Origin of the sequence: Maritalea myrionectae DSM 19524 (assembly GCF_000423365.1) — a bacterium.
Taxonomy (GTDB): Bacteria; Pseudomonadota; Alphaproteobacteria; order Rhizobiales; family Devosiaceae; genus Maritalea; species Maritalea myrionectae.
Genome location: NZ_AUHV01000002.1, coordinates 951,197 through 977,062 on the forward strand (window position 1 = coordinate 951,197; position 25,866 = coordinate 977,062).

Here is a 25,866-nt window from a genome sequence, read left to right on the forward strand (position 1 = left end):
CTATTAAGTGACATTTTAAATGTCGCTTACCAGCTAGGACGCTCGAACTCATCCACATTTTCTGGTGTTACTTTCGGTGTTTCAATACCTTGTAGCGGTGGCACCTCAATGCCATTCGCAATTTTGATTGCCGTTTGAATGGCAAGGATGGCATCATCAACAGGTGATTGCTTGTTAGAGCCAGAGTGCCAGCCCTCTTTCATGGCGTCCCAACCTTCACCAAACTGGTTACAGGTTACGACTTTCACCTCACCCGGTGCTTTGCCCGCACCTTGAAGTGCACTAATCACACCAAGGCCCATGCCATCATCAAAGGCATAAACGCCGTCGATTTCATCACCAAACTGGGTCAGGAATGTTTCCATCACCGTTTGGGCTTTCTCGCGGTTCCATTCAGCGGTTTGGCTGGCCAAGATATTGATGTCCGGATAGGAGTCGGCCATTTTATCTAGGAAGCAGTTTTTGCGTAGAATGGACACGGTGTAACCCGGCGTACCTTCCACAACCACAATGTCACCTTTGCCGCCAAGCGACTCGGCCAACATCTCAGCTGATTGCTCCGCCTGTGCGCAGTCATCCGGGCCGGTATGCCCTGCAATATAGCGACGCCCCGCTTCGCCGATGGGAGAATTCGACGTGATAACCGGGATGCCATTGCGTGATGCCTGACGGATCGCAGGGATCAATGCATTTTGTGATGTTGGCCAAACCACCAGGGCGTCAATCGGCTGTGATGACATGTCTTGGATTTGGTCAAATTGTGTTGCGGGGTCGCCTTGTGGGTCCAACACAATGGCTTGGATGCCAAGCTCTTTTGTGTAGCTTTCAGCGGTTTCCGCATATTTTGCTTGGTAGGCATTAGAGCCTGGGTAAAGCACGGTGATACCGATGCGTGTTTCAGCCAATGGTTTTTTCAGTTCGCCACCCAACCAGTCTGGAGCGTCCTGCGCCATGGCCAAGCCAGTGGCGCTGGCCATTAAAACCACGCTTGCGACCGTAAGCTTGATCGATTTGATCATGCTGTTCATATTTCTTCCTCCTCATTGATGCACAACTGACGTTGAGAAATAGCTCTCTTGCCAATCCGGTTAATTGGACGATTTGTGCATTTGAAAAACAACGACCCTGATATCCAAATCTGACAATTGGCCAGAACCACCCATCAAACGGCAATAAATATCCATTTTGGATGAACGACCGCTGTTCTCCCGCGTCTAATTGCGTCAGTTTACAATAAATGCTTGTCAGGCAAAGCGTGGAGGAGAGATTTGCCTATGTTCAAGCAGGATATGACCGCCCTACTCAGGCGACACGGTCTCTTATTCGCATTCGGCATATTTCTCGCCGGGGTTGCGCTCACCACAGACACCTTTTTAACCGTTGGCAATTTTCTCGACGTGATCCGTCAGGTGTCGATAACAGGCATGATCGCAATCGGGGTGACCTTTGTTGTCATTACTGGGCGCTTTGACCTTTCCGTTGGGTCCATGCTTACGTTTTTGACGGTGATTGTTGTTGACCAACACAATGTGTCAGGCCCCTTTATGGCCATTATATATGTGATGATTGGCGGCATCGTCATCGGCGCAATCAATGGGTTGCTTATTGGCTTTATCGGCCTGAATGCCCTCATCGTTACGCTCGCCATGCTGTCATTCCTACAAGGCCTGACTTTGTTTTATTCCGGCGGCGCCAATGTGAATGTCCAAAACGCGCAGAATACTTGGTTTGCCTTTTTCGGGCGGGCCGATTTATTCGGAATTCCTGTTCCAGCGCTTATTTTCATTCTCACGGCGATTGTGGCCAGCTTTGTGCTGACGCGCACAACATTTGGGCGGCAAATCTTTGCGGTGGGTGGCAATGAAACGGCCAGCAAATTCTCCGGTATTGATACGCGTAAAACGATTTTCTTTGCTTACATTCTGTCCGGCCTAACCACTGCGTTGGCCGCCATTATTATGGGCAGCCGGGTTATGGGCGCGCAAAACACCATTGGCCAGGGATACGAGCTTACCGTGCTTGCAGGCATTATTCTCGGTGGCACCTCATTGCTTGGCGGCTCTGGCGGCATTTGGCGCACCATTCTCGGCATCACCATGCTGGGCTTTATTCAAAACGGCCTGCTTCTGCTCGGATATCCCTATTATGTTCAATGGCTTGTCACCTGGGTTGTGATCATCCTCGCAGTATGGATTGATCTTGGTGCGAAGCGTGGAAAGGTGTTTGCATAAATGTCTACTCCCAACAAAATCTCCTTTCTCGCTCCCATTAAAAACTGGCTGCTGCGCAACCATATTTGGGTGTTCTTTCTGGTGGTGTTTGGCGCGTTTTCTCTCGCTTCGCCCTATTTCTTGACGGTAAATAATCTGAGCAATGTCCTCACCCAGTCTGCCTTTATCGGCATTTTGGCCATCGGCATGACCTTGGTGATGATCAATGGTGAAATCGATCTGTCGGTCGGTGCGGTTTTGGCTTTGGCCAGCGCGTTGGCCATTGGCCTGCAAGATTCGATTGGTGTTTGGCCCGCCGTGTTTTGCGGCTTGCTCTCCGGTGTGGCGCTTGGTGCCTTAAACGGCACCATTATCGCCCTCTCCGGCATTCACTCCTTTATCGTGACCTTGGGGGCGCTGATTGGCGTGCGGGGCCTGGTGTTCATTTACACTGGCGAAGATGCACTGATGGTCAGCGACTTTTCCTACACTGAATATCCCGAGATTTATCTCGGCCCCCTCTCCATCACCGCGATGATCTTTTTGGGGCTGGCTTTTCTGTTTCAATGGATTTTGACCTCCACGCGACATGGTCGCGAAGCCTATTCGGTGGGCGATAATATTGAAGCGGCACATGATGCAGGCATCAATGTAAAGCGCAACAAGATCATCAATTTCACCATTTGCGGCGGACTGGCCGCAGTTGCAGGCATCTTGCTGTCCATGCGTTTAGGCACAGCCGAGCCAAATGCGGGGAAGATTTGGGAGTTGTGGACCATTATCGCTGTTGTGCTGGGCGGTGTGCGGCTCACTGGCGGCTATGGCACTTTATGGATGACCATTGGCGGGGTGTTGACCCTGGCGGTTATGCGCAATGGCCTACGCCTTCTGAGCACTCCTAATTATGTGGAACTGATGGTTATGGGTGCAGTGCTTATTATGGCGTTGCTGCTTGATCACTTTTTGTCTGGCATCTCACGGAAGAAAACGTCATGACCCAGAACACAACACTTTTAGAGCTACAGGGCATCACCAAAACATTCCCCGGCGTCAAAGCGCTCGACAATGTGAGCTTGGATGTGAAGCAAGGCGAAGTGCTGGCCCTAGTGGGCGAAAACGGCGCTGGCAAATCCACATTGATGAAGGTGCTCGCTGGGCTTTACACCGCGGAACAAGGCAGCATCAAATATTTGGGAAAAGAGATGCAAGTGCACTCGCCGCTTGATGCGCGGCTTAAGGGTATTTTGCTGATCCATCAGGAACTTTCCCTATCCCCTGAGCTGTCCGTGGCTGAGAATATCTATCTCGGTGCGTGGCCAACCAATCGGTTTGGCTTGCTGCAAAAAAGAAAGCTGCGCAAGCAGACGCAGCAGGCATTGGAAGCACTTGGCTGTGACTTTGCGCCCGATGATCGCGTTGGCCAATTGTCCATCGCGCGCCAACAGATGGTGGAGATTGCCCGCGCTCAGGCGTTCAACGCCAATATTGTGATTTTTGATGAGCCCACTGCCTCCCTTACAGACAATGAAAAAGCCCAGCTTTTCGAAACCATTGAGGATCTACGTTCTCGCGGCAAAGGCATCATTTACATCTCGCACAAAATGGATGAGATCTTTGAAATCACTGATCGCATCACTATTTTGCGCGATGGCCAAGTGCAAGGCACCAAAATTACTGCGGATACGAGCGTTGATGAAATCACCCGGGCAATGATCGGGCGCGACCTCGACACCTATTTCCATCGCGCCAAAGAAAATTTTGGCGAGGATGTGCTGGCGATAGACGGTTTGAGTGCTGATGGTCTGTTCAGCGACGTCAGTTTTTCGGTGAAATCCGGCGAAGTGCTTGGCCTTTATGGCCTGGTGGGCGCTGGTCGATCCGAGGTGGTTGAAACCATTTTCGGCATTCGCAAGGCCCAAAGCGGCAGGATCATATGGAAGGGACGCGAGATTTCTCACCCCACGCCGGCTGAGGCCATTGAACTCGGCATCGCCTTGGTGCCCGAAAGCAGAAAAGAACAGGGCTTGGTTCTGGGCATGGGCGGACGTGAAAACATCACGCTGCCGCACCTTCACTTCTTTTCTACTTTGAGCGTGATGTCGAAAGAAAAAGAGCTCGAAACCTACGAGCAGTTTCAACAGGCGCTTGATATCAAAACCACGGGCCCCGAACAGCCTGTTGCCAAACTGTCAGGGGGCAACCAGCAAAAGTTTGTTCTGGCAAAATGGCTATGCTCAAGCCCCAATCTTATCATTTTGGATGAGCCAACGCGTGGCATTGATGTGGGATCAAAATCGTCCATTCACGAGCTGATCGCCAATTTGGCGGAACAGGGCTTGGCGGTGATCGTTATTTCTTCGGAAATGCCTGAAGTGCTTGGCGTGAGCCACCGCGTACTCGCCATGGCGAATGGCCGGATTGTGGGCAGTTTTTCTGGGCAAAACCAAACAGAAGAGAACCTGATTTCTGCTGTCTCCAAAACCTAACCTCGCACAACCCTCTGTGTGAACTTGGGCGGGCAATCACCAATGGTGTTGTCCGCCCTTTTTATTATCCAAATCGGATAACTGCGCGATAGGCGCGTTTTGGGCGAAATGTCATCATCGCCAAAAGACAGTTTTTGGAGTTTTATATGTCACAATCCAGCACAAGCTATGATTTTATTGTGGTTGGCGCAGGCTCGGCGGGTTGCGTGGTCGCGGGTCGATTGGGCGAAGCCGGATTTAAAACTCTACTTCTTGAAGCGGGTGGAAAAGATCGTAATCCTTGGATTCACATCCCGCTTGGCTATTCTCAGCTATACGCCAATAAATCCGTCAATTGGTGTTACGAAAGTGAGCCTGAACCTCACCTCAATAATCGGCGCTTGTTCCAGCCCCGTGGCAAAGTCATGGGCGGCAGCGGTTCGATCAATGGCATGATCTATATGCGCGGTCAGCAGCAAGATTTTGATCATTGGCGCGATTTGGGGTGCGATGGCTGGGGCTGGTCTGATGTGTTGCCCTTTTTCAAAAAAAGTGAAGATCAGGAGCGCGGACCCGACCAGTTTCACGGCGTTGGCGGCCCACAGGCCGTATCGGATTTGAGGACCGAACATAAGCTCGGCGAAGCCTTTCACGCCGCTTCTGAAGCGTTGGGCGTGCCGCGCAATCCGGATTTTAATGGTGCCACGCAGGAAGGCACAGGGTACATACAAACCACCACCAAAAAGGGTTGGCGCCATAGCACGGCAGCGGCTTTTTTGAATGGTCCGGGCAAAGAAAACATTCACATCGTGACCCATGCGATGGTTGATCGCATCATCATCGAGGATGGTAGAGCGATTGGCGTTGAATGGCATGATCGTTCGGGCCGTCATCAGGCACATGCAAATCGCGAAACGATTTTGTGCGGCGGCACGTTTAACTCACCGCAATTGCTCAAACTATCAGGTGTGGGCCCTGCAAACGAGTTACAGGCGCACGGCATTCCGGTGAAGCACAATGTACCTGGCGTTGGTGAAAATCTGCGTGACCATTTTGGCATTGGTGCTGAATATCGGTCGCGCGAGCATTCCACCGTGAATGACCTTTATAACAACCCGCTAAAGGGCGGATTGCAGCTGCTGCGTTTTCTCTTGTTCAGAACGGGTCCATTTGCGGATAATGGCAATTATTCCAACACCTTTATCAAAAGCCAACCGCATATTGATCGCCCGGATATGATGGTGACTTTTATGGCCTGGTGCACCGACGAAGAGCTAAAGCCACACCCTTTTTCCGGCTTCACCATCTTGGCGGAACATATGCGGCCAAAATCATGCGGACGGGTCACCCTTTCCGGTCCGCGATTGGAAGATCAACCGAAAATTCAATTCAACTTTCTTGAACATGATGACGATGTGCAGGCGGCGCTGGCCGGACTTAAATTTGGAAGAAAAATCGCAGAAACTGAGCCTTTGGCGAATATGGTTGAATATGAGCTATCGCCCGGCCCTCAGGTTCAGTCTGACGATGACTTGATCAGCTATTTGCGGGAAAGTGGCCTGTCCCTGCTCCATCCTGTGGGCACCTGCAAAATGGGTGTCGATGAGGATGCAGTCGTCGATTCACGACTCCGCGTGCATGGCATTACCAATCTGCGCGTTGTTGACGCCTCCATCATGCCCAGCATTGTCACGGCAAACACAAATGCCGCCGCCATTATGATTGGCGAAAAAGGTGCTGCACATATTATCGAAGATCATAAAGGGTGAATTGAACCATGCTGAATATTGCGCTCTTGGGCAGCGGCAGAATGGCCCATGTGTATGGACCCAAAATTAATGCGCATCCGCAGATGAATTTGGCCGCGATTTTCAATCCACGTTTATCGTCTGCGCAAAAAGCGGCGGCTCAATATGGCGGCCGGGCGGAAGATTCACTGGACGATCTTTTATCGGCACCGGACATTGATGCGGTGGTTATCGCCACACCGACAAACACTCATTTGGAGTATATTGCCGCCTGCGCCAAAGCGGGCAAACCCATCTATTGTGAAAAGCCGTTGGATTTAAATCTCGAACGGGTTGATCATTGTTTGGATATGCTCGCAACGCATCGCGTGCCCTTCATGTTGGGGTTCAACCGTCGGTTTGATCCGGACGTTGCCGCGTTGAAAAAAGCCGTGGATGCAGGTGACATTGGTGCGCTCACCTTTTTGATGAGCTGGAGCCGCGAGCCAGCTCCGCCACCTATACAATATGTGCGACAATCCGGTGGCTATTTTGTCGATGGAACGATCCATGACATTGACCTAATGTGTTGGATTACAAACGAAAACCCTTCGGAAGTGTTTGCTGCTGGCAGTTGCCTGTTCGATCCTGAAATCGGCGCGGAAGGCGATTTCGATGCTACAATGACAACGTTGAAAATGCCGTCGGGCTGCATTGTGCATGTCAATAACAGCCGCAAATGCGCCTACGGGTTTGATCAACGTATCGAAGCCTTTGGTCGCGATGGCATGTTGCAAACGCAAAATCATCGGGATCAAAATCTGATCCGCTCCACGAAAGATCTCACCCAGGCAAAAGCGCCGCTAAAGCACTTTTTCTTGGAGCGATATGATGCCTCTTTCGGACACGCGCTTGATGCATTTCATCAAGCCATTATGGCCGGCGCGGCTCCCTCTCCGTCAGCATCGGATGGTCGCAACGCGTTGGCCATTGCGCTTGCCTGCACGCATTCGGCAAAAACCGGCGAAACCGTCAAACCTGACTATATCTAAAAGGGGTATTTATGTCTGAACAACAATCTGTCGGCATCGGTTTGGTCGGAAGTGGATTTATGGGACGATGTCATGCCAATGCATTTCGCTCCGTTGCCGGGCTGTTTGATTTGCCGGTTACCCCCGTGCCGGTCATGCTGGCCGATGCAACCTACGATCTGGCGGAGCAAAGTGCGCAACAGCTTGGCTATAAGCGGTTCACTGGCGATTGGACAGAGCTTTGTCACGACCCTGACGTGGATATTGTGGCGGTCACCGCGCCCAACGCGTTGCATGAGCCAATCGTTATGGAAGCACTTCAAGCCGGCAAAGCGGTTTATTGCGAAAAACCACTTTCCACCACACTTGAAAGTGCGCGACGCATGGCGAAAGCCGCGCGAGACGCCAATGCCCTCACCTTGGTCGGTTTCAACTTTTTACGCAATCCGTTGATTGCCTTTGCAAAGCAGATGGTTGAGTCGGGTGAATTGGGTGAAATTGTCAATTTCCGGGGCCGGCATGCGGAAAACTATATGTGCGATCCCTCAACGCCGCATTCGTTTCGCACGGCGATTGATGGCGGCGGTGCCCTGGCGGACATTGGCAGTCACATCATTTCCATGGCGCGTTATCTGCTCGGTGATTTTGCTGCGGTTTCCGCTCAATGCAAAACCATCCACAAAGAGCGGCCTGTGGCGGTAGGTTCAAGCGAGCTTAAGCCTGTCGAGGTCGACGACATCACAAACGCCGTTATCAGCCTCAAAAATGGCGCCAGCGGCACGATTGAGTCCAACTGGGCGGCCAGTGGCAGAACGATGGATTTATCCTTCGAGATCACCGGCACTAAAGGTGCGATATCGTTCTCACAGGAACGCATGAACGAGTTGCTTGTGACGTCCAATGATCCAAAGCGATCTGGCTTCACCAAAATCGAAAGCGCTCCACAGCATTATCCTTACGGAAATTTTTGCCCCGCCCCCGGTCATCACCTTGGGTTTAACGACCTAAAGGTCATCGAAGTTGCAGAGCTGTTGCAAGCCTATGCCAATAGCTCGTTTTGCCAGACCGACTTTGACGAAGCTGTCGAAGTTCAACGCATTGTGGACGCCATGCAGCAATCATCGCGTGAGCAGGCAGTGATTGCCATATAAAGAACGAGGCAATTAGTCTTTGGGCTCTTCCGGACACACTGCGAATTGCACAGTGAAGCGCGTTGTTTATCGTATTCCACTTGCAATGCAAGTGGTCAAAATTCTTGAAGGGATCCACCAAGACCGGGATCAGGGAACTAATCGTGTCGTTCCCTCCTCTGGAATTACTCCGTTTGCGATATGGCATTCGCTATATTCTAGCGTAAGAAGTAACCTGCCGAGCGGCATGGTGGGCCAGCATGCGACGGCGCAAGGCTTTCGCTCATACAATAAAAAGCATTCTGACAATGATCGTCAAAACAGCATTCAGGCAGAAATCGCCCAACGCTAACATTCTTCGCTCGACTTTTTCTAATGATAGCATAATCCCATGACTAAGCTTCGCACAGTTGGCCATCTCAAACGGCCGTAGCTATCTGAAAACAAACATCGTGAAGTTCGTCGTCGTCATATCATCTGATCACATGAACAGCGGCTGCGGCGTGGCGTACGACGCGGCTGGCGGTTGAGCCCAGAAAGTAGTCTTGGAATTCCGGTCTATGGGACGCAATGACGATACAGTCGATCCCATGATCATCTGCATATTCCACAATGGCGCGCCCGGCATGGCCTTCAACAATAGCCGGCGCAATATCTTTGGCGCCTTCCAATGCGGCGGCCAGCGCCGTTTCCGTTTCCGACTGGCGTTTCGTGCGGTGGCCTTCTGGCAAATAGGGCTCGACATAGCCGGAGATCGGCTCCATGACGTGTAAGGCTGTAATCTTGCCCCCGTCAGCCAAAAGGCGCTGAGCAATTTCTATTGAGCCGCTGATGTCGCGATCATGTTCCAATGCGACGGCGATCAGAATGTTTTTATACATGTTCAATCCTCCTCTGCCTCCGAAGTATAGCAATTTCTGCCGGAGACAGATTGATTTAGGTCAGCCCTTTCGCCGAGCCTGTGCACGAGTGCTGCGCGGTTATCCCAACTGGGCAAAAGCTTTGAGCAAATCCGATCGGCTGATGATGCCAACTATTTGGCCATCATCAACAACTGGAAACAGGCGATAGGAACTGGCAAGGAAATGCTCGGCGGCTGAGACCACATCCAAATCCACATCAAGTGTGACCGGATCATGCGACATATATTGCGCGACGGTGCCGCCCCATTGCTTGTAGTAATTGGCGTTCAGCGCTGCGCGGAAACAGTCTTTTTTGGTGAGCATGCCGAGCAAACTGCCCGTATCATCCACCACCGGCGCGCCCGAAATGCCTTTATCCAGAAGCATCGCCACCGCATGATTAATTTCGAGCGTGGGAGAAAAGGTGGTGACATCTCGCACCATAAAATCGGCAATCGACTGGCGGGTACTCATGTGTTTTCCCGTTCATGTTCGCGATACGGACAGAAGTCGCAATCAAGCTTTTTGATACATGCCAACCCGCCACAGGACCCTTTGATTGGTGGGCGCCCCAAAAAGACGCCCACAGCCATGGCCGTCACGGCCAATAAAAAGATCACAAACACCGGCAGCAGAATTTCCATGATCTCTCTCCCTTCCTCACGCTATGACGAAACGCGTAAAATCACCAGTGTAGACCGGCTGCACCTTGTCGCCGTCTCGCAACAAAAACAGCGCATTCAGGCTTTCCCGCTCGGCCATTGCGATGGCTTGTTCTTCGGCAACGGCCATTAAGGCGGTGGCCCATCCATCAGCAAAGGCCGTATTGGCGCTGATCACCGAAACCGAAAGGGTGCGGCTTGGGTTGGGCCCGTCGCTGAACGGGTTGATGATGTGACCAAAGGTACGTCCGCCGCTTTTGTAGGCCTGCACGCCAAGCCCCGATGTGGCTATTGTTTGCCCCTTCAGGTCAAGCAAATGCGCAAGGCCCTGTTCGCCGGGCGTTTCCACGCCCACCTGCCAGGGGCGCCCATCCGGATGCAGACCGTGGCTGGTAACTTCACCGCCCAGATCAAGCATATAATCAGCAACGCCCATTGCCGCCAACTCTGTACGCATCAGGTCAAGGGCATGGCCCTTTGCGATGCCGCACAGATCAAGAGTGAGGCCCGCCCGTGCTTTGCGCAATTTGCCGGGGGCCAGGGTAAGCTCCTGATAGTTGCCGGCCACCCCTTCAATGGGACCAAAGCCATAATGCGCCACCCGTGGCCCGACGGTCGGATCGAAAGCCCCGTCGCTGCGTGCCGCGAGGTCGAGGCCTTCTGCCAGCAAGGCCTCCAGCGCCGGTGGCAGCGCGATCCAGTCTGTGCCGTCCTGTTTATTGACAACAGAAAGCGCGCTGGTGGCCAGATAGGGCGAAAATAATGCATCCGTCTCGCGGATGACCTGATTGATCTGCCTGGAAATCTCAGCTTCGGCGAAAGGCTGAGCAAGGGACAGTCGCCAGTACGACCCGAAGGCAGGACCGCCATAGGTTGCCAATTCCGCAGACCGCGCGGGCAGCGCCGTTAACGCAAGTCCACTGGCGGTAAGGGTCATAAATTTACGTCGCGTCAGCATGATCATATCCCGAAATCGTCGTTAAAAATGGAAGTGGGCTCAACCCCACAACTGTCCAGCATGGCCAGAACCGCCTGGATCATCAGTGGTGGGCCGCACAAATAATATTCGCAGTTTTCCGGTGCTGGATGGTTTTTCAGATAGTGGCGGAAAACCACTTCATGGATAAAGCCGGTCGCGCCGCGCCACTCATCTTCGGGCGCAGGCTCTGACAAAGCCAACGTCCAGTCAAAATTCTCGTGCGCTGCGGCGAGTTTGTCGAACTCATCGGCATAAAAAATGTCGCTGCCACTTCGGGCGCCATACCAAAACGAAATTTTGCGCGTGGTGCCAGCGGTCAGTTGCTCGTGGATCATGGCCCGCAGGGGCGCCATGCCGACCCCACCGCCAATGAATACCATTTCCCGCTCTGTCTCCTGCACGCCGAAATCCCCGAATGGCCCGGAGACGTTCAAGCTGTCACCTGATTGCAGATTGAACAGATAGGAGGAAACTATTCCCGGCGGAATGTGGGCATCAGCACCCGGTGGCGGCACCGCAAGGCGAATATTGAATACGATTTTGCCCTGATCCTGCGGCCGACTGGCGATGGAATAAGCACGGTGGGTGGTTTCATCATTTTTGGCCACAAGCTGTCGCCACCCCATGGTCTGCCACACCGCGTCATATTTGGGGGGCACGTCCAATTCGGCAAAGTCTAGCGTGTAGGCAGGCGCTTCCAGCTGCATATAGGTGCCAGCGCGGAAGGCAAAATCAACATTTGGCGGCACCTCCAGCACAAGTTCCTTGATGAGCGGCGCGAGCATCTGATTGGAGACAACGCGCGCGGTCCAGCTTTCGGCGGCCAGAATGTCATCAGGCACCGCCACAGCCATTGGTGCGCGGACCACAATTTGGCAGGCCAGACGTTCCCCTTGTTCCAGATCGCTGCGCGAAAGGCGGGCGGTCTCTGTGGGCAAAGGAGGTCCGCCGCCTTCGGTGACCTTCACCTTGCACAGGCCACAGGTGCCTGCCCCTGCGCAGGCCGAGGGGACGGGAATGTCGGCGTTGTTCAGCAAATTGAGCAGTTTTTGGCCGGTAGTGCCGGGCACTTTCATGGACCCATTTACAGTGACCTCCACAGGTAGGGCTGGCGACAGCCAAGCCCTAACCCCGATTACCAAAAGGGAAAGACATAAGATCAATATAGTGATCAGCGCGGTGCCCATGAGAATTTCGGTCATAGCTGCACCCCGGCAAAAGCGGTAAAGCCCATGGACATCAGCCCGGTGACAATAAAGGCCATGCCGAGCCCGCGCAGCCCGGCGGGGATGTCCGCATAGTTCAACCGCTCCCGAATGGCGGCGAGACCCATGATCGCCAGCGCCCAGCCAATGCCGCCGCCAAAGCCGAACACAACGCTTTCGGAAAAGCTATAATCGCGCTCGGCCATAAAAAGGCTGCCACCCAAAATGGCGCAGTTGACGGTGATCAATGGGAGATAGATGCCTAGCGCGCGATAAAGCGCTGGCACAAATCGATCCAACACCAGTTCGAGGATCTGCACCGTGGCGGCAATCACCCCGATAAAGGCGATGAGGCTCAAAAAGGTCAGGTCTACATCGCCGAGACCAAGCCAGCTCCAGGCACCTGGCGCCAGCAGTCGGGCCAGAATAAGATGATTGAGCGGCACGGTGATCGTTTGCACCACGATCAGGGCAATACCCAGACCAAAAGCTGTGTCCAGACGTTTGGAGACGGCGAGAAAGGTGCAGACCCCCAAAAAGAAACTGAGGATCAGATTGTCCGCAAAAATGGAGCGCAGAAATAGATCGATCATGGCGCTCTCCGATTGGGATCAATGGCGATTTTATAATCTGACGGCTCAATTTGCGCAGGGCGCAGCGCGCGAATGGCCCAAATTAGGAGCCCGAGAATGAAAAAGGCGCTTGGGGCCAAAAGCATGAGGTTTAGCGGGGTAAACCAGCCCCCGTCATAAACCGAAGGAAACACGGTAAGCCCGAACAGCGTGCCGGCCCCTAACAGTTCCCGAATAAAGCCCACAATCAGCAAGATCAGACTGTAGCCAAGCCCGTTGCCCAAAGCATCAAGCACGGCTGGCCCTGGCGGATTTTGCATGGCGAAGGCCTCAGCTCGCCCCAAAACCAAACAGTTGGTGACGATCAGGCCCACAAAAATCGAGAGACGCTGGCTGATGTCAAACGCAAAGGCCTGAATGATCTGATCGGCAACAATCACCAGCGACGCGATGATGGTGATTTGAACAATCAGCCGGATAGCGCTCGGTATATGCCGCCGAATGGTGCTGATTACCAGACTGGACATCACCAAAACGGTGATCAGGGCTAACGACATCACGGCAGAGGTGGTCAGGGAGGTGGTGACCGCCAGCGCCGAACAGATCCCAAGGATTTGCAGGGTGATTGGATTATTGTCGATGATCGGACCATAAAGATGCCGGAGTGCGCTCATTGTTCAAGCGCCCCCGCGCGCAATTTGTCGAGGAATGGCCCATATCCATATTCTCCAAGCCAGAAATGCACCGCTTCCGTCACCGCATTGCCGGTGCGCGTGGCGCCGGTGATCCCATCAACCTCAAACTCATTCGTGGCGCGACCGCGCACAACAGTAAGGGTGATGTCGCCATTCTTATCGGCCAGTTTTTTGCCCGGCCAGAGCGCTTGCCATGCCGGTTCCTCAATGCGGGCACCAAGGCCGGGCGTTTCGCCCTGTTCGACAATGGACAGACCTGCCACCGTATTGAGGTCAGCTTCAAGCGCCAGATTGGCATGGATGGTGGATTGATAACCGGACGCCGAAATCGGCAGGATGATCAACCGCAACTCGTCGCCGCTGCGCAAAATATGCACGGGTGCATAATCTGCCCGTCGCCCAAGACCCGCAATATCCGCTTCCGGCGGGATAATCGTGGATGTTTCGGGATCTTGCGCTGCAGCACGCATGTCGAAGGTGCTCGGGTCGATCTCGGTCATCTCAATATTTTTGAGATCAACGACTACGCTGTTTAGAGTGTCCGCGTCTGCCTCGGCGAGGATTTCTTCCATGCCGGGCATGGCCGCCATCATGGCGTCCAGCCGTGCCTGCCGTTCCGCAGCGCGGTTTGCCTCTTGCATTGGTTCCAGAATGACTGCGGCGCTCGACACCACCAGGGCACAAATGCCAGAGACCAGAAAGGCCACCACCAACGTTTTGGTGCGGCTTTCATTGGGCAATGCCAGCAATTTCAGCCACCAGGATATCGGATTAAGATCAGGCATTATGTTCTCTCCATTGCTTTGTGGTGGCGGCGATAATGCCGGCATCGATCAGGGGCGCAAAAATCGCGGCCAGCAAAGCGGCAAACACCACTGCCTGAGGCGCGGCGATGCCCACATCGGCCCAGCCGAGCAGTGCAATCAGTGCCCCAGCCAAGCCACCATAAAGCCAGCGCCCGCCGCGGGTGCTGGCCGAGCAAACCGGGTCTGCCACCAGAAAAACCATCCCAAAAACAAGACTTCCCTGCAAGAAAGGCGCGCCCGGATCTGCGCCCATGACAAGCGTGACAACAACAAGGCCGACGACGGCACCGATCATCACGCGCCCGGACAAGATGCCCGTGAGCAACAGCAAAGCCGCGCCGGGCAAAACCGATATGGCGACCCAGATGCCGGTGCCCTGATGGGCCACCTCTGGAAAGGCAAAGTATAAAAAGGCGAGCGCAACAACGCCGGCATGAATAAAGTTGCGACCCCAGCCGCCGAATATCTGTTCACCCACCACCGTGCCGAAACTGACCGCCAGCACAATTTGCCAGGCTTCGGTTATGCCGGAGGCCAAAAGCGCGACGGCAAAGGCGGTCACCACCGCAATCGGAGACAGGGGTTGCGCACGCGCAATCAAAAACACGGCCTGCCAAATAAGGATGGTGACCAACGCCACGCCGAACCGGAGCAATGCCGCGCCATCCTGCTCGATCCACAGGGCAGCGGCCACCGGCAAAAGCGCCACCACCAGCATCCAACTCACCATGTTACGTTGCCATATGCCAGTTGTCATGAGGCCTCCAATGTCGTCAATACGTCGCGCAGACGGGCAGCAAAATCTACTTCGCCGCCAGTCGCATAAGTGGCCAAAGCCATATCTTCTTCCGCCAGTTGCAGACAGCCCAACCGCGCCGCGCTTTCAGCATCACCAATGCTCAATGCCCGCAATAGCGGCACCACATGAAGCTTTGGGCCGAGGGCATTTTCCACCGCCTGTGTGGGCACAAAAGGCGCGGGCACAGCCGCAGCCCGCAGCGCAGCCACCAACCAGTTGCGTGGCCGTTCGGGCGGCATATCCAAGACGGTGGCTTGCAGGTGATATCGCGACAAATGGCGGTTTTCACGCCCACCCAAAGCTGGGCCGGAGAGAATACGCTTCCGGCCGGGCTGCAAATCCTTCCGCGTCAATGCGTGTAAATCCGCCCCCCACCGGACGCGCAAATAGCGGGCCGTGCTCAGGCCGGGGCCGGACAGCGTGATGGTGCGTTGTCCCGTGAGGTGACCATCGGTCAGCAATATGCCGAGTTCCGCCACATCCTGATAGCCGATATGCCAGACCGGCTTTTGCCGCGAAGGTGGATGAAGCCGGTTAATATGGGTGCCGACCAAGCCGGCGGGATGATGACCATCCACGTTCACAATCTGCGTTTGCTCATCCGCCGGGGCCAAAGCATCGCCGCTATGCTGGCAAAGATAGATTTTTCCCGGCGTCAAAAGCTTGAGCGCCGCCACGCCACGGGCAAAGCTGGTTTCCAGCCCCGACAGCACATCACGCGGATTCGGCGCTTGTGCGTGGGTGTCTGTTGCTGTGATAAAAATGGCAGCAGCCTGCCCGTCCAATGGCGGCACGCGGTCAAAAGGTCGGGCACGAAGAGCGGGCCACAGCCCGGCGCTCTGCATGAGGGCGCGCAGACCTTCATTAGTATGCGCCTTGCTCACATCAAACGACAGTCTATCATCGCCTGCAACCGTGATATGAATGGAGGACAGGCGGCGTTGAGCGCCGATATTGATCTGGTCGATTTTGCCACTGACTGGCGCGGTGACCGTGATTCCCGGGTTCCGCCGATCCTCAAAAAGCGGCGTGCCTGCTTTCACCGTTGCGCCCTGATCCACAAGAACCCGCGCGCGCATGCCGGGATAGTCCACGCCTAAAAGGGCGATGCAATCGGTTTTAACAGTGTCTGTTGGCCCGCTTATGGCTGGGCCGCTGAGTGGATACGGCAAGCCGCCGCGCACACTTATCTTCATGCCGATCAACCCCTTCTGATACAAACCCAAGCCTAGAGGTTTTATTGCGCTCAATCGTTGATTTGGGTCAATCTGATCTGCAACTTGTGGACGTATAGTCGGATGCAATGGAGGACCCTCAATATGAAGCGAAATGTTATTCTCGTTATTCTGGCTGGCCTGAGCCTGTTGCTCGCTCAGGTTGCCCTTTCCCAAAATGAGTCGACCGGACCGTCAATGGTTGAGCTTTGGCAAAAGTCGGGTCATGCCAATCCGCAGTCGTCTTCCTTCACGCATTGGAATGATGAGGGCGAGATCCCGGTTTCATGCGCCGCGTGCCACTCGGGTGAGGGTTTTCGCGCCTTTCACGGTATTGACGGTTCGTCCGTTGGTGTCATCGATAAGCCAGTAGCGACTGGCGGTGTCGTTGATTGCGCGACCTGTCATGATGACGGGGTGAAACAACTCGAACAAATTTTGTTCCCCTCTGGCGCGGCAATCGCGGCGCATGACGGCAGTGCAACTTGTTTGACTTGCCATCAGGGCCGGCAATCTGGTCCCGACCTTGACCAACGCACAACAGGTTTGCCGGATGACGAAGTGAATTCCGAGCTCAGCTTTGTGAACCCGCATTATGCATTGGCTGCTGCAACCTTGTTCGGTACTGAGGTCAAGGGCGGCTACGAATATCCGGGGCGCGACTATGCCGGGAAGTTCAGCCATGTCGAAGCCTATTCAACTTGTATCGACTGTCACGATCCGCACAGCACGCAGGTTACGCTGGACAATTGCACAAGCTGTCACACGGTAGATGCGTTGCGCGATATCCGTACGTCAAAGCTTGATTTTGACGGTGATGGCGATGTAACGAACGGCATTTACGCTGAAATTTCTGCACTTCATGAAAAGCTATTGTCCGCAATCGAAGCATACGCGGAAACCGTTTCCGAGGCGCCGATCGCCTATGCTAAGCAGTATCCTTACTTCTTTCATGCCGAGACTGAGCCAACCTACGCCAACCGCTACAATGCGTGGACCCCTGCCCTTTTGCGCGCCGCTTATAACTATCAGTTCATTGGCATGGACAAGGGCGCTTATGCCCACAACCCCCATTATGCGGTGCAACTGCTGCATGACGCGATCACTGATCTCGCAGACCGCACCAACACGACAAATATCGAGATTGGGCCTCGCCCGTAATACACAAAGCCCATGAAAGCCGCCTCGCGGCTTTCATGCTGTTCGTCTGATCGGCATTAGAGTGGGCAAGGTAGTATACCCAATACTGCATTTCAGCGGTTGCAGGTTGCCAACCGTCGCAAAATCCCAATAGCAGACATTGGGACATTTGATTTGAGTTTACTCAAAACAGACCTTCGTCGAACTATTGGTCTAAATTGTAGGTTAGTCGCTCGTGAAACTTGCTGGCGGCGAATGAAAGATGCCGCTTGCGCTCTATGACGACATTTATGTAGCCGGACCCAACATCGTTTTCGTGAAGTTTCAAGACCTTATACCCAACAGGGACAACGCCGATTTGATTGGGGTTCGGCAATATTGCAAGGCCGATCAAGGCAATGGGTGTTTGTTGGAGATATTGTGTCTGATCCGGGCAGGACAGATATAGCGTGGGTTCGATATCCTGTCTTTCGCATGCCCCCTCAAATTTCGCCATTAACTCGGTGTGTGTTGGCGGTGTAACAAGATTCAGGCCCTCCAGATGGTGGAGGCGCGCGGTTCGATCCTGTCCGAGCTTCGCACCATTTGGCACCATTAAACATATATCGACTTGTTTGGAGAAATTGATCTTTATGTTGCGGCTTAATTGGGGTTGATAAAAAAGGGCAAAGTCAATGTTGCCATTTACAAGTTGATCTTCGAGATCGGATTGAGACACGAGTTGGATTGATAGTTCAACTTGCGGGAACTCCTGTTTGAACTCGGTAATAAGAGGCACTAGGAACCCTGTGTGAATGTCTGCACTTACGCCAATCGTAACCTTGCCGATGTGCAGCCCCTTAACCGCCTCGATCTGAGAATTCATTCTGTCGTAGCTTGTCAATTGTTCCAAAGCAAAGCGATAAAACAGCTCTCCCTCAACGGAAAGCGCCACGCCGCGTGACAACCGGTCGAACACCGATATCCCCAGATCCAGTTCCAGCGCCTGAATGTTTCGATTGAGCGCGGACGGCGAAATTGCGAGCGTTTCTGCGGCCCCACGAATAGAACCAGCCTCTACGATTGCCCTAACATATTTGAATGTTTGTAAGTGACGCATGATTATTGTTTCACCACACTGGTGCAAAAAACGCAACATTAAGCGCACTTCTTTGCGGCAGACAGCAACACTCAATGTTTATTACCGTTCTGGCATGTCCAAAATGCTGATCAGTTATGGGCTCGAATGAACGCGAAAAGCGCAGGGCTTTCGCGACAACATTGAGAGAGAAATGATGAAAAAGCTGCTTCTAGCAACCGCAATGTGCGCCGCCGCCACAACATCAGCATTCGCGGAAATCAAGGTGGGGATTCTGCACTCATTGTCAGGGACAATGGCAATTTCTGAAACAACATTGAAAGACACCATGTTGATGCTCATTGAGCAACAGAATGAAAAGGGTGGTCTATTGGGCGAGGAGATCGTGCCCGTGGTGGTCGATCCAGCATCAGACTGGCCTTTGTTTGCCGAAAAGGCGCGTGAACTTCTAACAGTTCATGAGGTTGATGTGATCTTTGGGAACTGGACTTCTGTATCTCGGAAATCTGTTCTTCCAGTTATTGAAGAATTGAACGGCTTGCTGTTTTACCCGGTTCAATATGAAGGCGAAGAATCTTCCAAGAACGTTTTCTACACTGGTGCTGCACCCAACCAACAGGCCATCCCGGCGACCGATTATTTCCTGGAGGAGTTGGGCGTAGAGAAATTTGCACTTCTGGGTACAGACTATGTCTATCCACGCACAACGAACAAAATTCTCGCCCAATATTTGGCTGACAAAGGCATCTCTGAAAGCGACATCTTTGTAAACTACACGCCATTTGGCCATTCTGACTGGTCAAAGATCGTTGCTGATGTGGTTGCACTTGGCGCTGATGGCAAGAAAGTCGGCGTGATCTCAACCATCAATGGCGATGCCAATATCGGCTTCTATAAAGAGCTAGCTGCAGCTGGTGTCTCCGCTGCAGATATTCCAGTTGTTGCGTTTTCAGTGGGTGAGGAAGAGCTGACCGGCTTGGACACAACCAACCTTGTTGGTCACCTTGCGGCTTGGAACTATTTTCAGTCTGCCGATAGTGAAGCGAATGCAAGCTTCATCGAAACATGGAAAGAGCGCATGGGTGAAGATCGGGTGACGAACGACCCCATGGAGGCGCACTATATCGGGTTTAACATGTGGGTGAATGCTGTCGAACAAGCCGGCACAACCGATGTGGATGCTGTGCGTGAGGCCATGTACGGCCAGCAATTTGAAAACCTGACTGGCGGCACAGCCGAGATGTTGGTGAACCACCACCTGACAAAACCCGTGCTGATTGGTGAGATCCAAGAGGACGGCCAGTTCGACATTATCAGCCAGACTGAAGAAGTGCCGGGTGATGCATGGACAGATTTTCTTCCAGAATCTGCTGTCCTGAAATCAGATTGGAAAGAGCTTGGCTGCGGTATGTACAACACCGAAACATCAAGCTGCGTTCAGATCAAATCTAACTACTAATCCTATTGTTTGACCGATGAGAGGGCGGGGCTCTGCCCTCTCATTTGCTTGGAGACCAATGTGATATCTCGATTTCTCTTATTGCTGGCATGCTTTCTGATCGTACTGCCCACCCAAGCACAGGAAGGCACTGCTCCTTCCTTGAAATCCATTGTGTCTCAAAACGCACCGGACATCATCAAAGGCTCCGTGAGGACCGCCCCCCCAATCATTGATGCACTCGTCGCTCTGGACGATCCCAGCAGCCTACGGTTTCTTTCGCTTTGGCAGGAAAAAGACCTTTGGTATCGCAAGTCTGACGAAGAAATTTTTGTCGCAGAAAAGCGTGAAGACCGCACCTACGAATTGTTTGATATTGCCACCTTGGAACTTGTCGAAACCCTGCCCAAAAAGCAGATCAAGCAAATCAAACCCAATTCAGGTTTGCGGGCGCTCATTGATGAAGCCTTGGTGATCTCCCGGCTCAAAAGCGCCGACATGTCAGTCAGACAGGAAGCTATTTCAAGCCTATCACGCTTAGCCAACAAGCAGCATTTGCTGCCGTTGCGCGGGGCCATCAGTGCCGAACCCAACCAGGCGCTAAAAGCGGAAATGGAGCGGCTTGAACGTTTTTTGACTATTCAGTTCGGTGCGAGCTCTGAGGAACGGGTGAGTGCCATTCATAGAGCATCAGATGATCTGTCAGTTGAAACGCGCGCCAACCTAAATCGTGTCACCAGTTCGACAATGGCATTAAAAGACATGCTGGACGATGATGCCAACATTGCCCGGCACGTCATCCCGGGAGAGGCCGATTTTAGTGTTGAAGATGCGTATCAGCTTCTCATCGACAACGACCTTGCCGAAGCTATTCCCACCGCCAGCGAACGAACACAATTCCTTATCGAAAACATTGGGGAAGGAAAAGTCGGCCGATTCACATTGCACAATCTCGACACTCAAAAAAATCGCGATGCGGCCTATCTTTCACTTGTTGCTGAAGGAAAAGCACCCTTTTGGTCACCAGGGCTTAGCGCAGACATATTGGTTGAACAATTTGAGTTTGTAGAAGTCTATGATGAAAGGGATGCCCAAGTAACACAGGCGGCGGAAGTCGCGCTTGAAAAGATCGAAACCAGCGTCGCCTTGTCTGAGTTTGTGGATGTTTTGCTTGACGCCATTTCGCTGGCATCCATCTATTTCCTGGCTGCAATTGGCCTGGCCATCACTTTCGGCGTTATGCGCGTTATCAATATGGCCCATGGCGAATTCATCATGATGGGCGCATACACTGGCTTTGCGGTCCAGCAATTCGTCACAAACTACACCCTGTCTATCATCATCGCCATTCCTCTGGCGTTTGCCGTGACCTTTTTTGCTGGTGTTGCCTTAGAGCGATTGGTCATTAGACACCTTTATCATCGTCCTCTGGAAACTCTTCTTGCAACATTTGGCATTTCCATCGCGCTGCAACAGCTTGCGAAAAACATTTTTGGCACCCAGGCACGGCCGCTCACCGCGCCAGAATGGTTGGATGGAGCCTTAGTGATCAATGATGTGATCTCCATTTCCTTGATTAGGATCGCGATCTTTGGATTGGGTGTCCTATTTTTCGTGGTGCTCTTGTTTGTACTGAACAAAACAAGGTTTGGGTTGGAAACGCGTGCGGTGACCCAAAACCGCCAAATGGCGGCAAGCATGGGCATCAACCCGAACTTCATCAACATGCTGACCTTTGGCCTTGGCTCTGGCATTGCGGGCATCGCAGGCGTCGCAATTGGCCTATACGCCAAAGTGACGTCAGAAATGGGCGGTGACTATATCGTCCAAAGCTTCATGACCGTGGTCGTTGGTGGTGTTGGAAACATTTGGGGCACGCTGGCTGGCGCTGTGATGATCGGCTTTTTGCAAAAAGGCATCGAATGGTTCAATCCGGCAAACACTTTGGCGGCACAAACCTACATGATCATCTTCATCATCATTTTCATTCAATTTCGACCTCGCGGCATTATCGCCCTTAAAGGTCGGGCAGCGGGAGATTGATCATGCAAGGCCCCTTGACCCAGTTTTTGATGAAAAACCCGAGCGTTTTGATTTTTCTCGGATTGCTCTCCGCTTTCACCATTTTCGCCGCCATCGGCAGCGAGGCATTCGGCATCGGGTTCATTTCAACATCGATGATCAAAACACTTGGCAAAACACTTTGTTTTTGCCTGATCGCCATCGCCATGGACCTTGTGTGGGGCTATTGCGGCATCTTGAGCCTGGGGCATTTCGCCTTCTTTGGGCTTGGCGGATATATGATTGGCATGTGGTTGATGTATGAACGCACGCGCCTCATCGTGGAAAGCTCCATGGCGAATGCAGCACTGCCCCCCACCCCACAGGAAATTCAGGAGGCCATTGGCACGCAAATTTTCGGCGTTGTCGGTGGTGCCGAAATTCCGGCAATCTGGGCGTTTGCACATTCCTTACCGATCCAGCTTGCGCTGGTCGTGCTGGTGCCCGGTTTGCTTGCCTTGGTTTTTGGCTGGCTCGCATTTCGCAGTCGCGTAACAGGCGTTTATTTGTCGATCCTGACGCAGGCTATGACGTTGGCGTTGGCGCTCTATCTTTTCCAAAACGATAGCGGCCTTCGCGGCAATAATGGTCTTTCTGGCTTGCAAAATATTCCGGGGCTTGACCATGTGCCCCAATCTCATATCTCCCTTTATTTCCTTTTGGCGTCTGCGTTTGCGCTGGGCCTTGGATTTGTCATTGCCAAGCTTATTGTCGAGAACAAAATGGGCAATGTGATCAAGGGTATTCGTGACAATGAGGCGCGTGTACGCTTTCTCGGATATCACGTGGAGACCTATAAGCTGTTCATCTTTGTGCTTACGGCCATAATGGCCGCAATAGCCGGTGCCATTTACTATCCTCAGGCGGGCATCATCAACCCAGCGGAAATCGCGCCGATTGCCTCAATTTATCTTGCTGTTTGGGTGGCGATAGGCGGGCGTGGCCGCATTTACGGCGCGGTGATTGGTGCCGCGCTTGTGTCGATGCTATCCAGTTTGTTCACCGGGGGTCAGATACCGAATATTGAGGTCGGCCCCGTCAATGTCGTCTGGGTGGATTGGTGGCTCGTTTTGTTGGGCGTGAGTTTTGTCGCCGTAACACTTTACGCACCTAAGGGAATTGGTGGCCTAATCGATATGATTAAAATGGAGCGGACAAAATGAATGAAGCTCTATTGGAAGTCCGCAATATTTCCGTTTCCTTCGACGGGTTCAAAGCCATCAACGCGCTTTCTTTCAGCATCGCTGAAGGAGAATTGCGGGCAATCATCGGACCGAACGGGGCGGGCAAGACAACCTTTATGGATATTGTAACGGGCAAAACCAGGCCCGATGCCGGAGAAGTCATTTGGGGCGAAAAAAATGTTTCGTTGCTCAAACGTCAGGAAAGCCAGATTGCGCGTCTCGGTGTGGGGCGGAAATTCCAAAAGCCCACGGTGTTCGAAGAGCAGAGTGTTTATGAGAATTTGCTCATGGCGCTCGACAATGATCGTAGCCCGTTCTCGGTATTGTTCTATCGACATAATGAAAGTGACGACCAACGGATAGCGGCATTGGCCGAGGAAATTGGGCTTCAGGATCATCTGGAAAAACGCTCTGGAGACTTAAGTCACGGACAAAAACAGTGGCTGGAGATTGGCATGCTGCTCGCACAAGAACCAAGATTGCTGCTGGTGGACGAACCCGCTGCAGGCATGACCCAGGAAGAGCGCCAAAAGACGGTGGACCTGCTCCGCCGCGCGGCGCAAAGCCGGGCTGTGGTTGTCGTGGAGCACGATATGGACTTCGTCCGTAAACTCGACTGTCGGGTGACCGTATTGCACGAGGGATCGGTTCTTGCCGAAGGCTCATTGGAACATGTGACCGAAAACCAAGACGTCATTGACGTATATCTGGGGCGCTAAAATGCTGGAGCTAAAAGACATCACCCTTCACTATGGCCAGAGCCAGATTTTGCACGGTGTGGATTTGGTCGCTGAAAAGGGCAAGATCACTTGTTTGTTGGGCGTAAACGGCGTCGGCAAAACAAGCCTGTTAAAAGCCATAGCAGGTGTCCACAATCATTCTGGCGGTCACTATGTTCTGGATGGCGTGGAAAAAAAGGCGGCTTCGGCACACCATCTGGCCAAAGCCGGTATCGGCTATGTCCCGCAAGGTCGCGACATCTTTCCGCTCATGACCGTGCGGGAAAATATGGAGATCGGGTTCGCCTGTCTGGATAAAGATGAACGTGTTTTGCCAGAAGAAATGTTTGAGCTGTTTCCGGTCTTAAAGGAGATGCAGAACCGCCGTGGCGGTGACCTCTCTGGCGGCCAGCAGCAACAACTGGCCATCGCACGTGCATTGATCACGAAGCCAAAGCTTCTGCTGCTCGATGAACCCACCGAGGGCATTCAGCCCAATGTCATACAACAAATCGGACGTGTGATTTCATTTCTCAATGATCAGGGGCAAATGGCCATTTTGCTTGTGGAGCAATATTTTGAGTTCGCCTACCAGCTTGCTGATCATATCTATTCCATGCGTCGTGGTGAGATTATTTTGGACGGCAAAAAGTCTGAGCTGAAAAAGTCTGCGGTTCTGGAAACGCTGAAGGTATGATTTGATGCTGGATCGGGCGAGCCAAAATATTCATATGCAACGCGCCAAGGGATGCGCGAGGATTGGGTTTACGCATAAATCCGGTTCAACTCGGCTTGAGAGTTTGCATCAGTCCGGCTGCCTGAAAGCGCTGTTGCCAAATGTGCACAACACTTCGCCAGAAATTGTCTTCGTAAACACAGCAGGCGGCATCACCGGCGGCGATCAACTGGATATTTCGTGCTCGATCAGCGCGCAATCTGAGGCCACCGCCACAACGCAGACTGCCGAACGCCTTTACCGATCCACGGGCGACAATGCGTATATCAATATTCACCTGAAAGTGGATGAAAACGCCAAATTTTTCTGGCTGCCGCAAGAAACAATTGTTTTTGACGGTGCCCGGCTAACCCGTCGCATGAATGTCGAAGTGGCACCCACCGGCAGCGTGCTGTTGCTTGAAAGCTTTATGCTCGGGCGCAAAGCAATGGGTGAGAAGGTTCTTCAGTGCGATTTGTCTGATCAATGGCGCGTGTATTTGGGCGATAAGCTTGTTTTTGCAGAATCCATGAAAATCGGCGACGTCAGCGGACTGAGCTCTGCCGCGGCCCTCAAGGACAATTTGGCCTTTGCGACATTTGCATTTGTTGAGAAAGATGCACACCAAAAACTCGGCTGGCTCAACTCGCTCCTGACTGGTCTAGACATTCGCGCTGCCGCAAGCGGATGGAATGATGTTTTGGTCGCGCGATTTGTTGCTCCCGATGCATTTACGTTGCGCAGCGCCCTGTTCACAGTTTTAGAGCAATTCAACAAGCGACCCCTCCCCCGGGTTTGGCAACTTTGAGGTTCAAACATGAAACTTACCCCCCGAGAAAAAGACAAGCTGTTGGTTAGTTTAGCGGCCATGGTCGCGCGAAACCGGCTTGAGCGAGGCGTTAAACTCAACCACCCGGAAGCAATCGCATTGATCACCGATTACGTTGTTGAAGGCGCGCGCGATGGCAAGTCAGTTGCCCAGCTTATGGAAGAGGGCGGACGTGTGATCTCTGACGAGCAATGCATGGATGGCATCGCCGACATGATCCACGAAGTTCAGGTTGAAGCGACATTTCCGGATGGAACCAAACTTGTCACTGTCCACCACCCCATTCGATAGCTTTTTCGGAGACA

General features: G+C 52.9%; 27 protein-coding genes. 15 read left to right on the forward strand and 12 right to left on the reverse strand.

Features of this window, described 5'->3' with window-relative positions; translation table 11 throughout:
- Positions 1 to 26: 26 nt before the first annotated feature.
- Positions 27 to 1,028 (reverse strand): sugar ABC transporter substrate-binding protein, encoded by a 1,002-nt coding sequence (locus tag G549_RS0104890; RefSeq protein ID WP_036221002.1) that lies wholly within the window; start codon positions 1,026 to 1,028, stop codon positions 27 to 29.
- Between the two features lie 246 nt (positions 1,029 to 1,274).
- Between G549_RS0104890 and G549_RS0104900 the strand changes: the two genes are divergently transcribed.
- The 7 genes from G549_RS0104900 to G549_RS21910 all read left to right on the forward strand — a co-directional run bounded on the left by G549_RS0104900 (position 1,275) and on the right by G549_RS21910 (position 8,915).
- Positions 1,275 to 2,231, forward strand: a complete 957-nt coding sequence (locus tag G549_RS0104900; RefSeq protein ID WP_027834089.1) for an ABC transporter permease — start codon at positions 1,275 to 1,277, stop codon at positions 2,229 to 2,231.
- Positions 2,232 to 3,206 (forward strand): ABC transporter permease, encoded by a 975-nt coding sequence (locus G549_RS0104905; RefSeq protein ID WP_051213385.1) that lies wholly within the window; start codon positions 2,232 to 2,234, stop codon positions 3,204 to 3,206. It begins immediately after the preceding gene.
- A complete protein-coding gene (locus tag G549_RS0104910; protein ID WP_027834091.1) occupies positions 3,203 to 4,696 on the forward strand; it encodes a sugar ABC transporter ATP-binding protein in 1,494 nt (497 codons plus the stop codon). The genes G549_RS0104905 and G549_RS0104910 overlap by 4 nt, the downstream gene beginning before the upstream one ends.
- Positions 4,697 to 4,842: 146 nt before the next feature.
- The gene (locus G549_RS0104915; RefSeq protein ID WP_027834092.1) at positions 4,843 to 6,444 is read left to right on the forward strand and encodes a GMC family oxidoreductase; all 1,602 of its coding nucleotides are present in this window, start codon (positions 4,843 to 4,845) and stop codon (positions 6,442 to 6,444) included.
- An 8-nt stretch (positions 6,445 to 6,452) separates the two neighbouring features.
- A complete protein-coding gene (iolG, locus tag G549_RS0104920; protein WP_027834093.1) occupies positions 6,453 to 7,454 on the forward strand; it encodes an inositol 2-dehydrogenase in 1,002 nt (333 codons plus the stop codon).
- An 11-nt stretch (positions 7,455 to 7,465) separates the two neighbouring features.
- On the forward strand, positions 7,466 to 8,584 hold the full coding sequence (locus G549_RS0104925; protein ID WP_027834094.1) for a Gfo/Idh/MocA family protein: 1,119 nt from the start codon (positions 7,466 to 7,468) through the stop codon (positions 8,582 to 8,584).
- A 52-nt stretch (positions 8,585 to 8,636) separates the two neighbouring features.
- Positions 8,637 to 8,915, forward strand: coding sequence for a hypothetical protein (locus G549_RS21910; RefSeq protein WP_169449605.1), 279 nt, complete (start codon positions 8,637 to 8,639; stop codon positions 8,913 to 8,915).
- A gap of 121 nt (positions 8,916 to 9,036) precedes the next feature.
- Here the strand turns inward: G549_RS21910 and G549_RS0104935 are convergent, their stop codons facing one another.
- The 10 genes from G549_RS0104935 to G549_RS0104980 all read right to left on the reverse strand — a co-directional run bounded on the left by G549_RS0104935 (position 9,037) and on the right by G549_RS0104980 (position 16,379).
- Positions 9,037 to 9,444 (reverse strand): universal stress protein, encoded by a 408-nt coding sequence (locus G549_RS0104935; protein ID WP_027834095.1) that lies wholly within the window; start codon positions 9,442 to 9,444, stop codon positions 9,037 to 9,039.
- A 99-nt stretch (positions 9,445 to 9,543) separates the two neighbouring features.
- The gene (locus tag G549_RS0104940) at positions 9,544 to 9,939 is read right to left on the reverse strand and encodes a CBS domain-containing protein (protein ID WP_027834096.1); all 396 of its coding nucleotides are present in this window, start codon (positions 9,937 to 9,939) and stop codon (positions 9,544 to 9,546) included.
- A complete protein-coding gene (gene nqrM, locus G549_RS21645; protein WP_084633978.1) occupies positions 9,936 to 10,109 on the reverse strand; it encodes a (Na+)-NQR maturation NqrM in 174 nt (57 codons plus the stop codon). The genes G549_RS0104940 and nqrM overlap by 4 nt, the downstream gene beginning before the upstream one ends.
- 16 nt (positions 10,110 to 10,125) lie before the next feature.
- Positions 10,126 to 11,085, reverse strand: a complete 960-nt coding sequence (locus G549_RS0104950; protein ID WP_169449606.1) for an FAD:protein FMN transferase — start codon at positions 11,083 to 11,085, stop codon at positions 10,126 to 10,128.
- Between the two features lie 2 nt (positions 11,086 to 11,087).
- Positions 11,088 to 12,308 carry an NADH:ubiquinone reductase (Na(+)-transporting) subunit F gene (nqrF, locus tag G549_RS0104955; RefSeq protein WP_027834098.1) on the reverse strand — a complete coding sequence of 407 codons (1,221 nt, stop codon included), beginning with the start codon at positions 12,306 to 12,308 and terminating at the stop codon, positions 11,088 to 11,090.
- A complete protein-coding gene (nqrE, locus tag G549_RS0104960) occupies positions 12,305 to 12,904 on the reverse strand; it encodes an NADH:ubiquinone reductase (Na(+)-transporting) subunit E (protein ID WP_027834099.1) in 600 nt (199 codons plus the stop codon). The genes nqrF and nqrE overlap by 4 nt, the downstream gene beginning before the upstream one ends.
- Positions 12,901 to 13,557, reverse strand: coding sequence for an NADH:ubiquinone reductase (Na(+)-transporting) subunit D (locus G549_RS0104965; protein WP_027834100.1), 657 nt, complete (start codon positions 13,555 to 13,557; stop codon positions 12,901 to 12,903). The genes nqrE and G549_RS0104965 overlap by 4 nt, the downstream gene beginning before the upstream one ends.
- Complete coding sequence (gene nqrC / locus G549_RS0104970) at positions 13,554 to 14,363, reverse strand: NADH:ubiquinone reductase (Na(+)-transporting) subunit C (protein WP_027834101.1); 810 nt, start codon at positions 14,361 to 14,363, stop codon at positions 13,554 to 13,556. The genes G549_RS0104965 and nqrC overlap by 4 nt, the downstream gene beginning before the upstream one ends.
- On the reverse strand, positions 14,356 to 15,141 hold the full coding sequence (locus G549_RS19085) for an RnfABCDGE type electron transport complex subunit D (RefSeq protein ID WP_051213387.1): 786 nt from the start codon (positions 15,139 to 15,141) through the stop codon (positions 14,356 to 14,358). Before G549_RS19085 ends, nqrC begins: the two co-directional genes overlap by 8 nt.
- The gene (locus G549_RS0104980) at positions 15,138 to 16,379 is read right to left on the reverse strand and encodes a hypothetical protein (protein ID WP_036221004.1); all 1,242 of its coding nucleotides are present in this window, start codon (positions 16,377 to 16,379) and stop codon (positions 15,138 to 15,140) included. The genes G549_RS19085 and G549_RS0104980 overlap by 4 nt, the downstream gene beginning before the upstream one ends.
- A gap of 123 nt (positions 16,380 to 16,502) precedes the next feature.
- On the opposite strand from G549_RS0104980, the gene G549_RS19090 reads away from it, so the two are divergent.
- Positions 16,503 to 17,558, forward strand: coding sequence for a cytochrome c3 family protein (locus G549_RS19090; RefSeq protein WP_051213389.1), 1,056 nt, complete (start codon positions 16,503 to 16,505; stop codon positions 17,556 to 17,558).
- 184 nt (positions 17,559 to 17,742) lie between these two features.
- On the opposite strand, the gene G549_RS0104990 is transcribed toward G549_RS19090, so the two are convergent.
- Positions 17,743 to 18,711, reverse strand: coding sequence for a LysR family transcriptional regulator (locus tag G549_RS0104990; RefSeq protein ID WP_156905475.1), 969 nt, complete (start codon positions 18,709 to 18,711; stop codon positions 17,743 to 17,745).
- A gap of 100 nt (positions 18,712 to 18,811) precedes the next feature.
- Between G549_RS0104990 and urtA the strand changes: the two genes are divergently transcribed.
- From urtA to G549_RS0105030, 7 genes are read left to right on the forward strand one after another with little or no spacing between them, the layout of a single operon-like run.
- Positions 18,812 to 20,074, forward strand: a complete 1,263-nt coding sequence (gene urtA, locus G549_RS0105000; protein ID WP_084634025.1) for an urea ABC transporter substrate-binding protein — start codon at positions 18,812 to 18,814, stop codon at positions 20,072 to 20,074.
- Positions 20,075 to 20,134: 60 nt separating this feature from the next.
- Positions 20,135 to 22,096, forward strand: coding sequence for an urea ABC transporter permease subunit UrtB (urtB, locus tag G549_RS0105005; RefSeq protein WP_210162395.1), 1,962 nt, complete (start codon positions 20,135 to 20,137; stop codon positions 22,094 to 22,096).
- Positions 22,097 to 22,098: 2 nt separating this feature from the next.
- Positions 22,099 to 23,277, forward strand: a complete 1,179-nt coding sequence (gene urtC / locus G549_RS0105010) for an urea ABC transporter permease subunit UrtC (RefSeq protein WP_027834106.1) — start codon at positions 22,099 to 22,101, stop codon at positions 23,275 to 23,277.
- Complete coding sequence (urtD, locus tag G549_RS0105015) at positions 23,274 to 24,017, forward strand: urea ABC transporter ATP-binding protein UrtD (RefSeq protein ID WP_027834107.1); 744 nt, start codon at positions 23,274 to 23,276, stop codon at positions 24,015 to 24,017. The genes urtC and urtD overlap by 4 nt, the downstream gene beginning before the upstream one ends.
- Before the next feature lies 1 nt (position 24,018).
- Positions 24,019 to 24,714, forward strand: a complete 696-nt coding sequence (urtE, locus tag G549_RS0105020) for an urea ABC transporter ATP-binding subunit UrtE (RefSeq protein WP_027834108.1) — start codon at positions 24,019 to 24,021, stop codon at positions 24,712 to 24,714.
- A 4-nt stretch (positions 24,715 to 24,718) separates the two neighbouring features.
- Positions 24,719 to 25,540, forward strand: coding sequence for an urease accessory protein UreD (locus G549_RS0105025; RefSeq protein ID WP_027834109.1), 822 nt, complete (start codon positions 24,719 to 24,721; stop codon positions 25,538 to 25,540).
- Between the two features lie 9 nt (positions 25,541 to 25,549).
- The gene (locus G549_RS0105030; protein WP_027834110.1) at positions 25,550 to 25,852 is read left to right on the forward strand and encodes an urease subunit gamma; all 303 of its coding nucleotides are present in this window, start codon (positions 25,550 to 25,552) and stop codon (positions 25,850 to 25,852) included.
- Positions 25,853 to 25,866 lie beyond the last annotated feature (14 nt).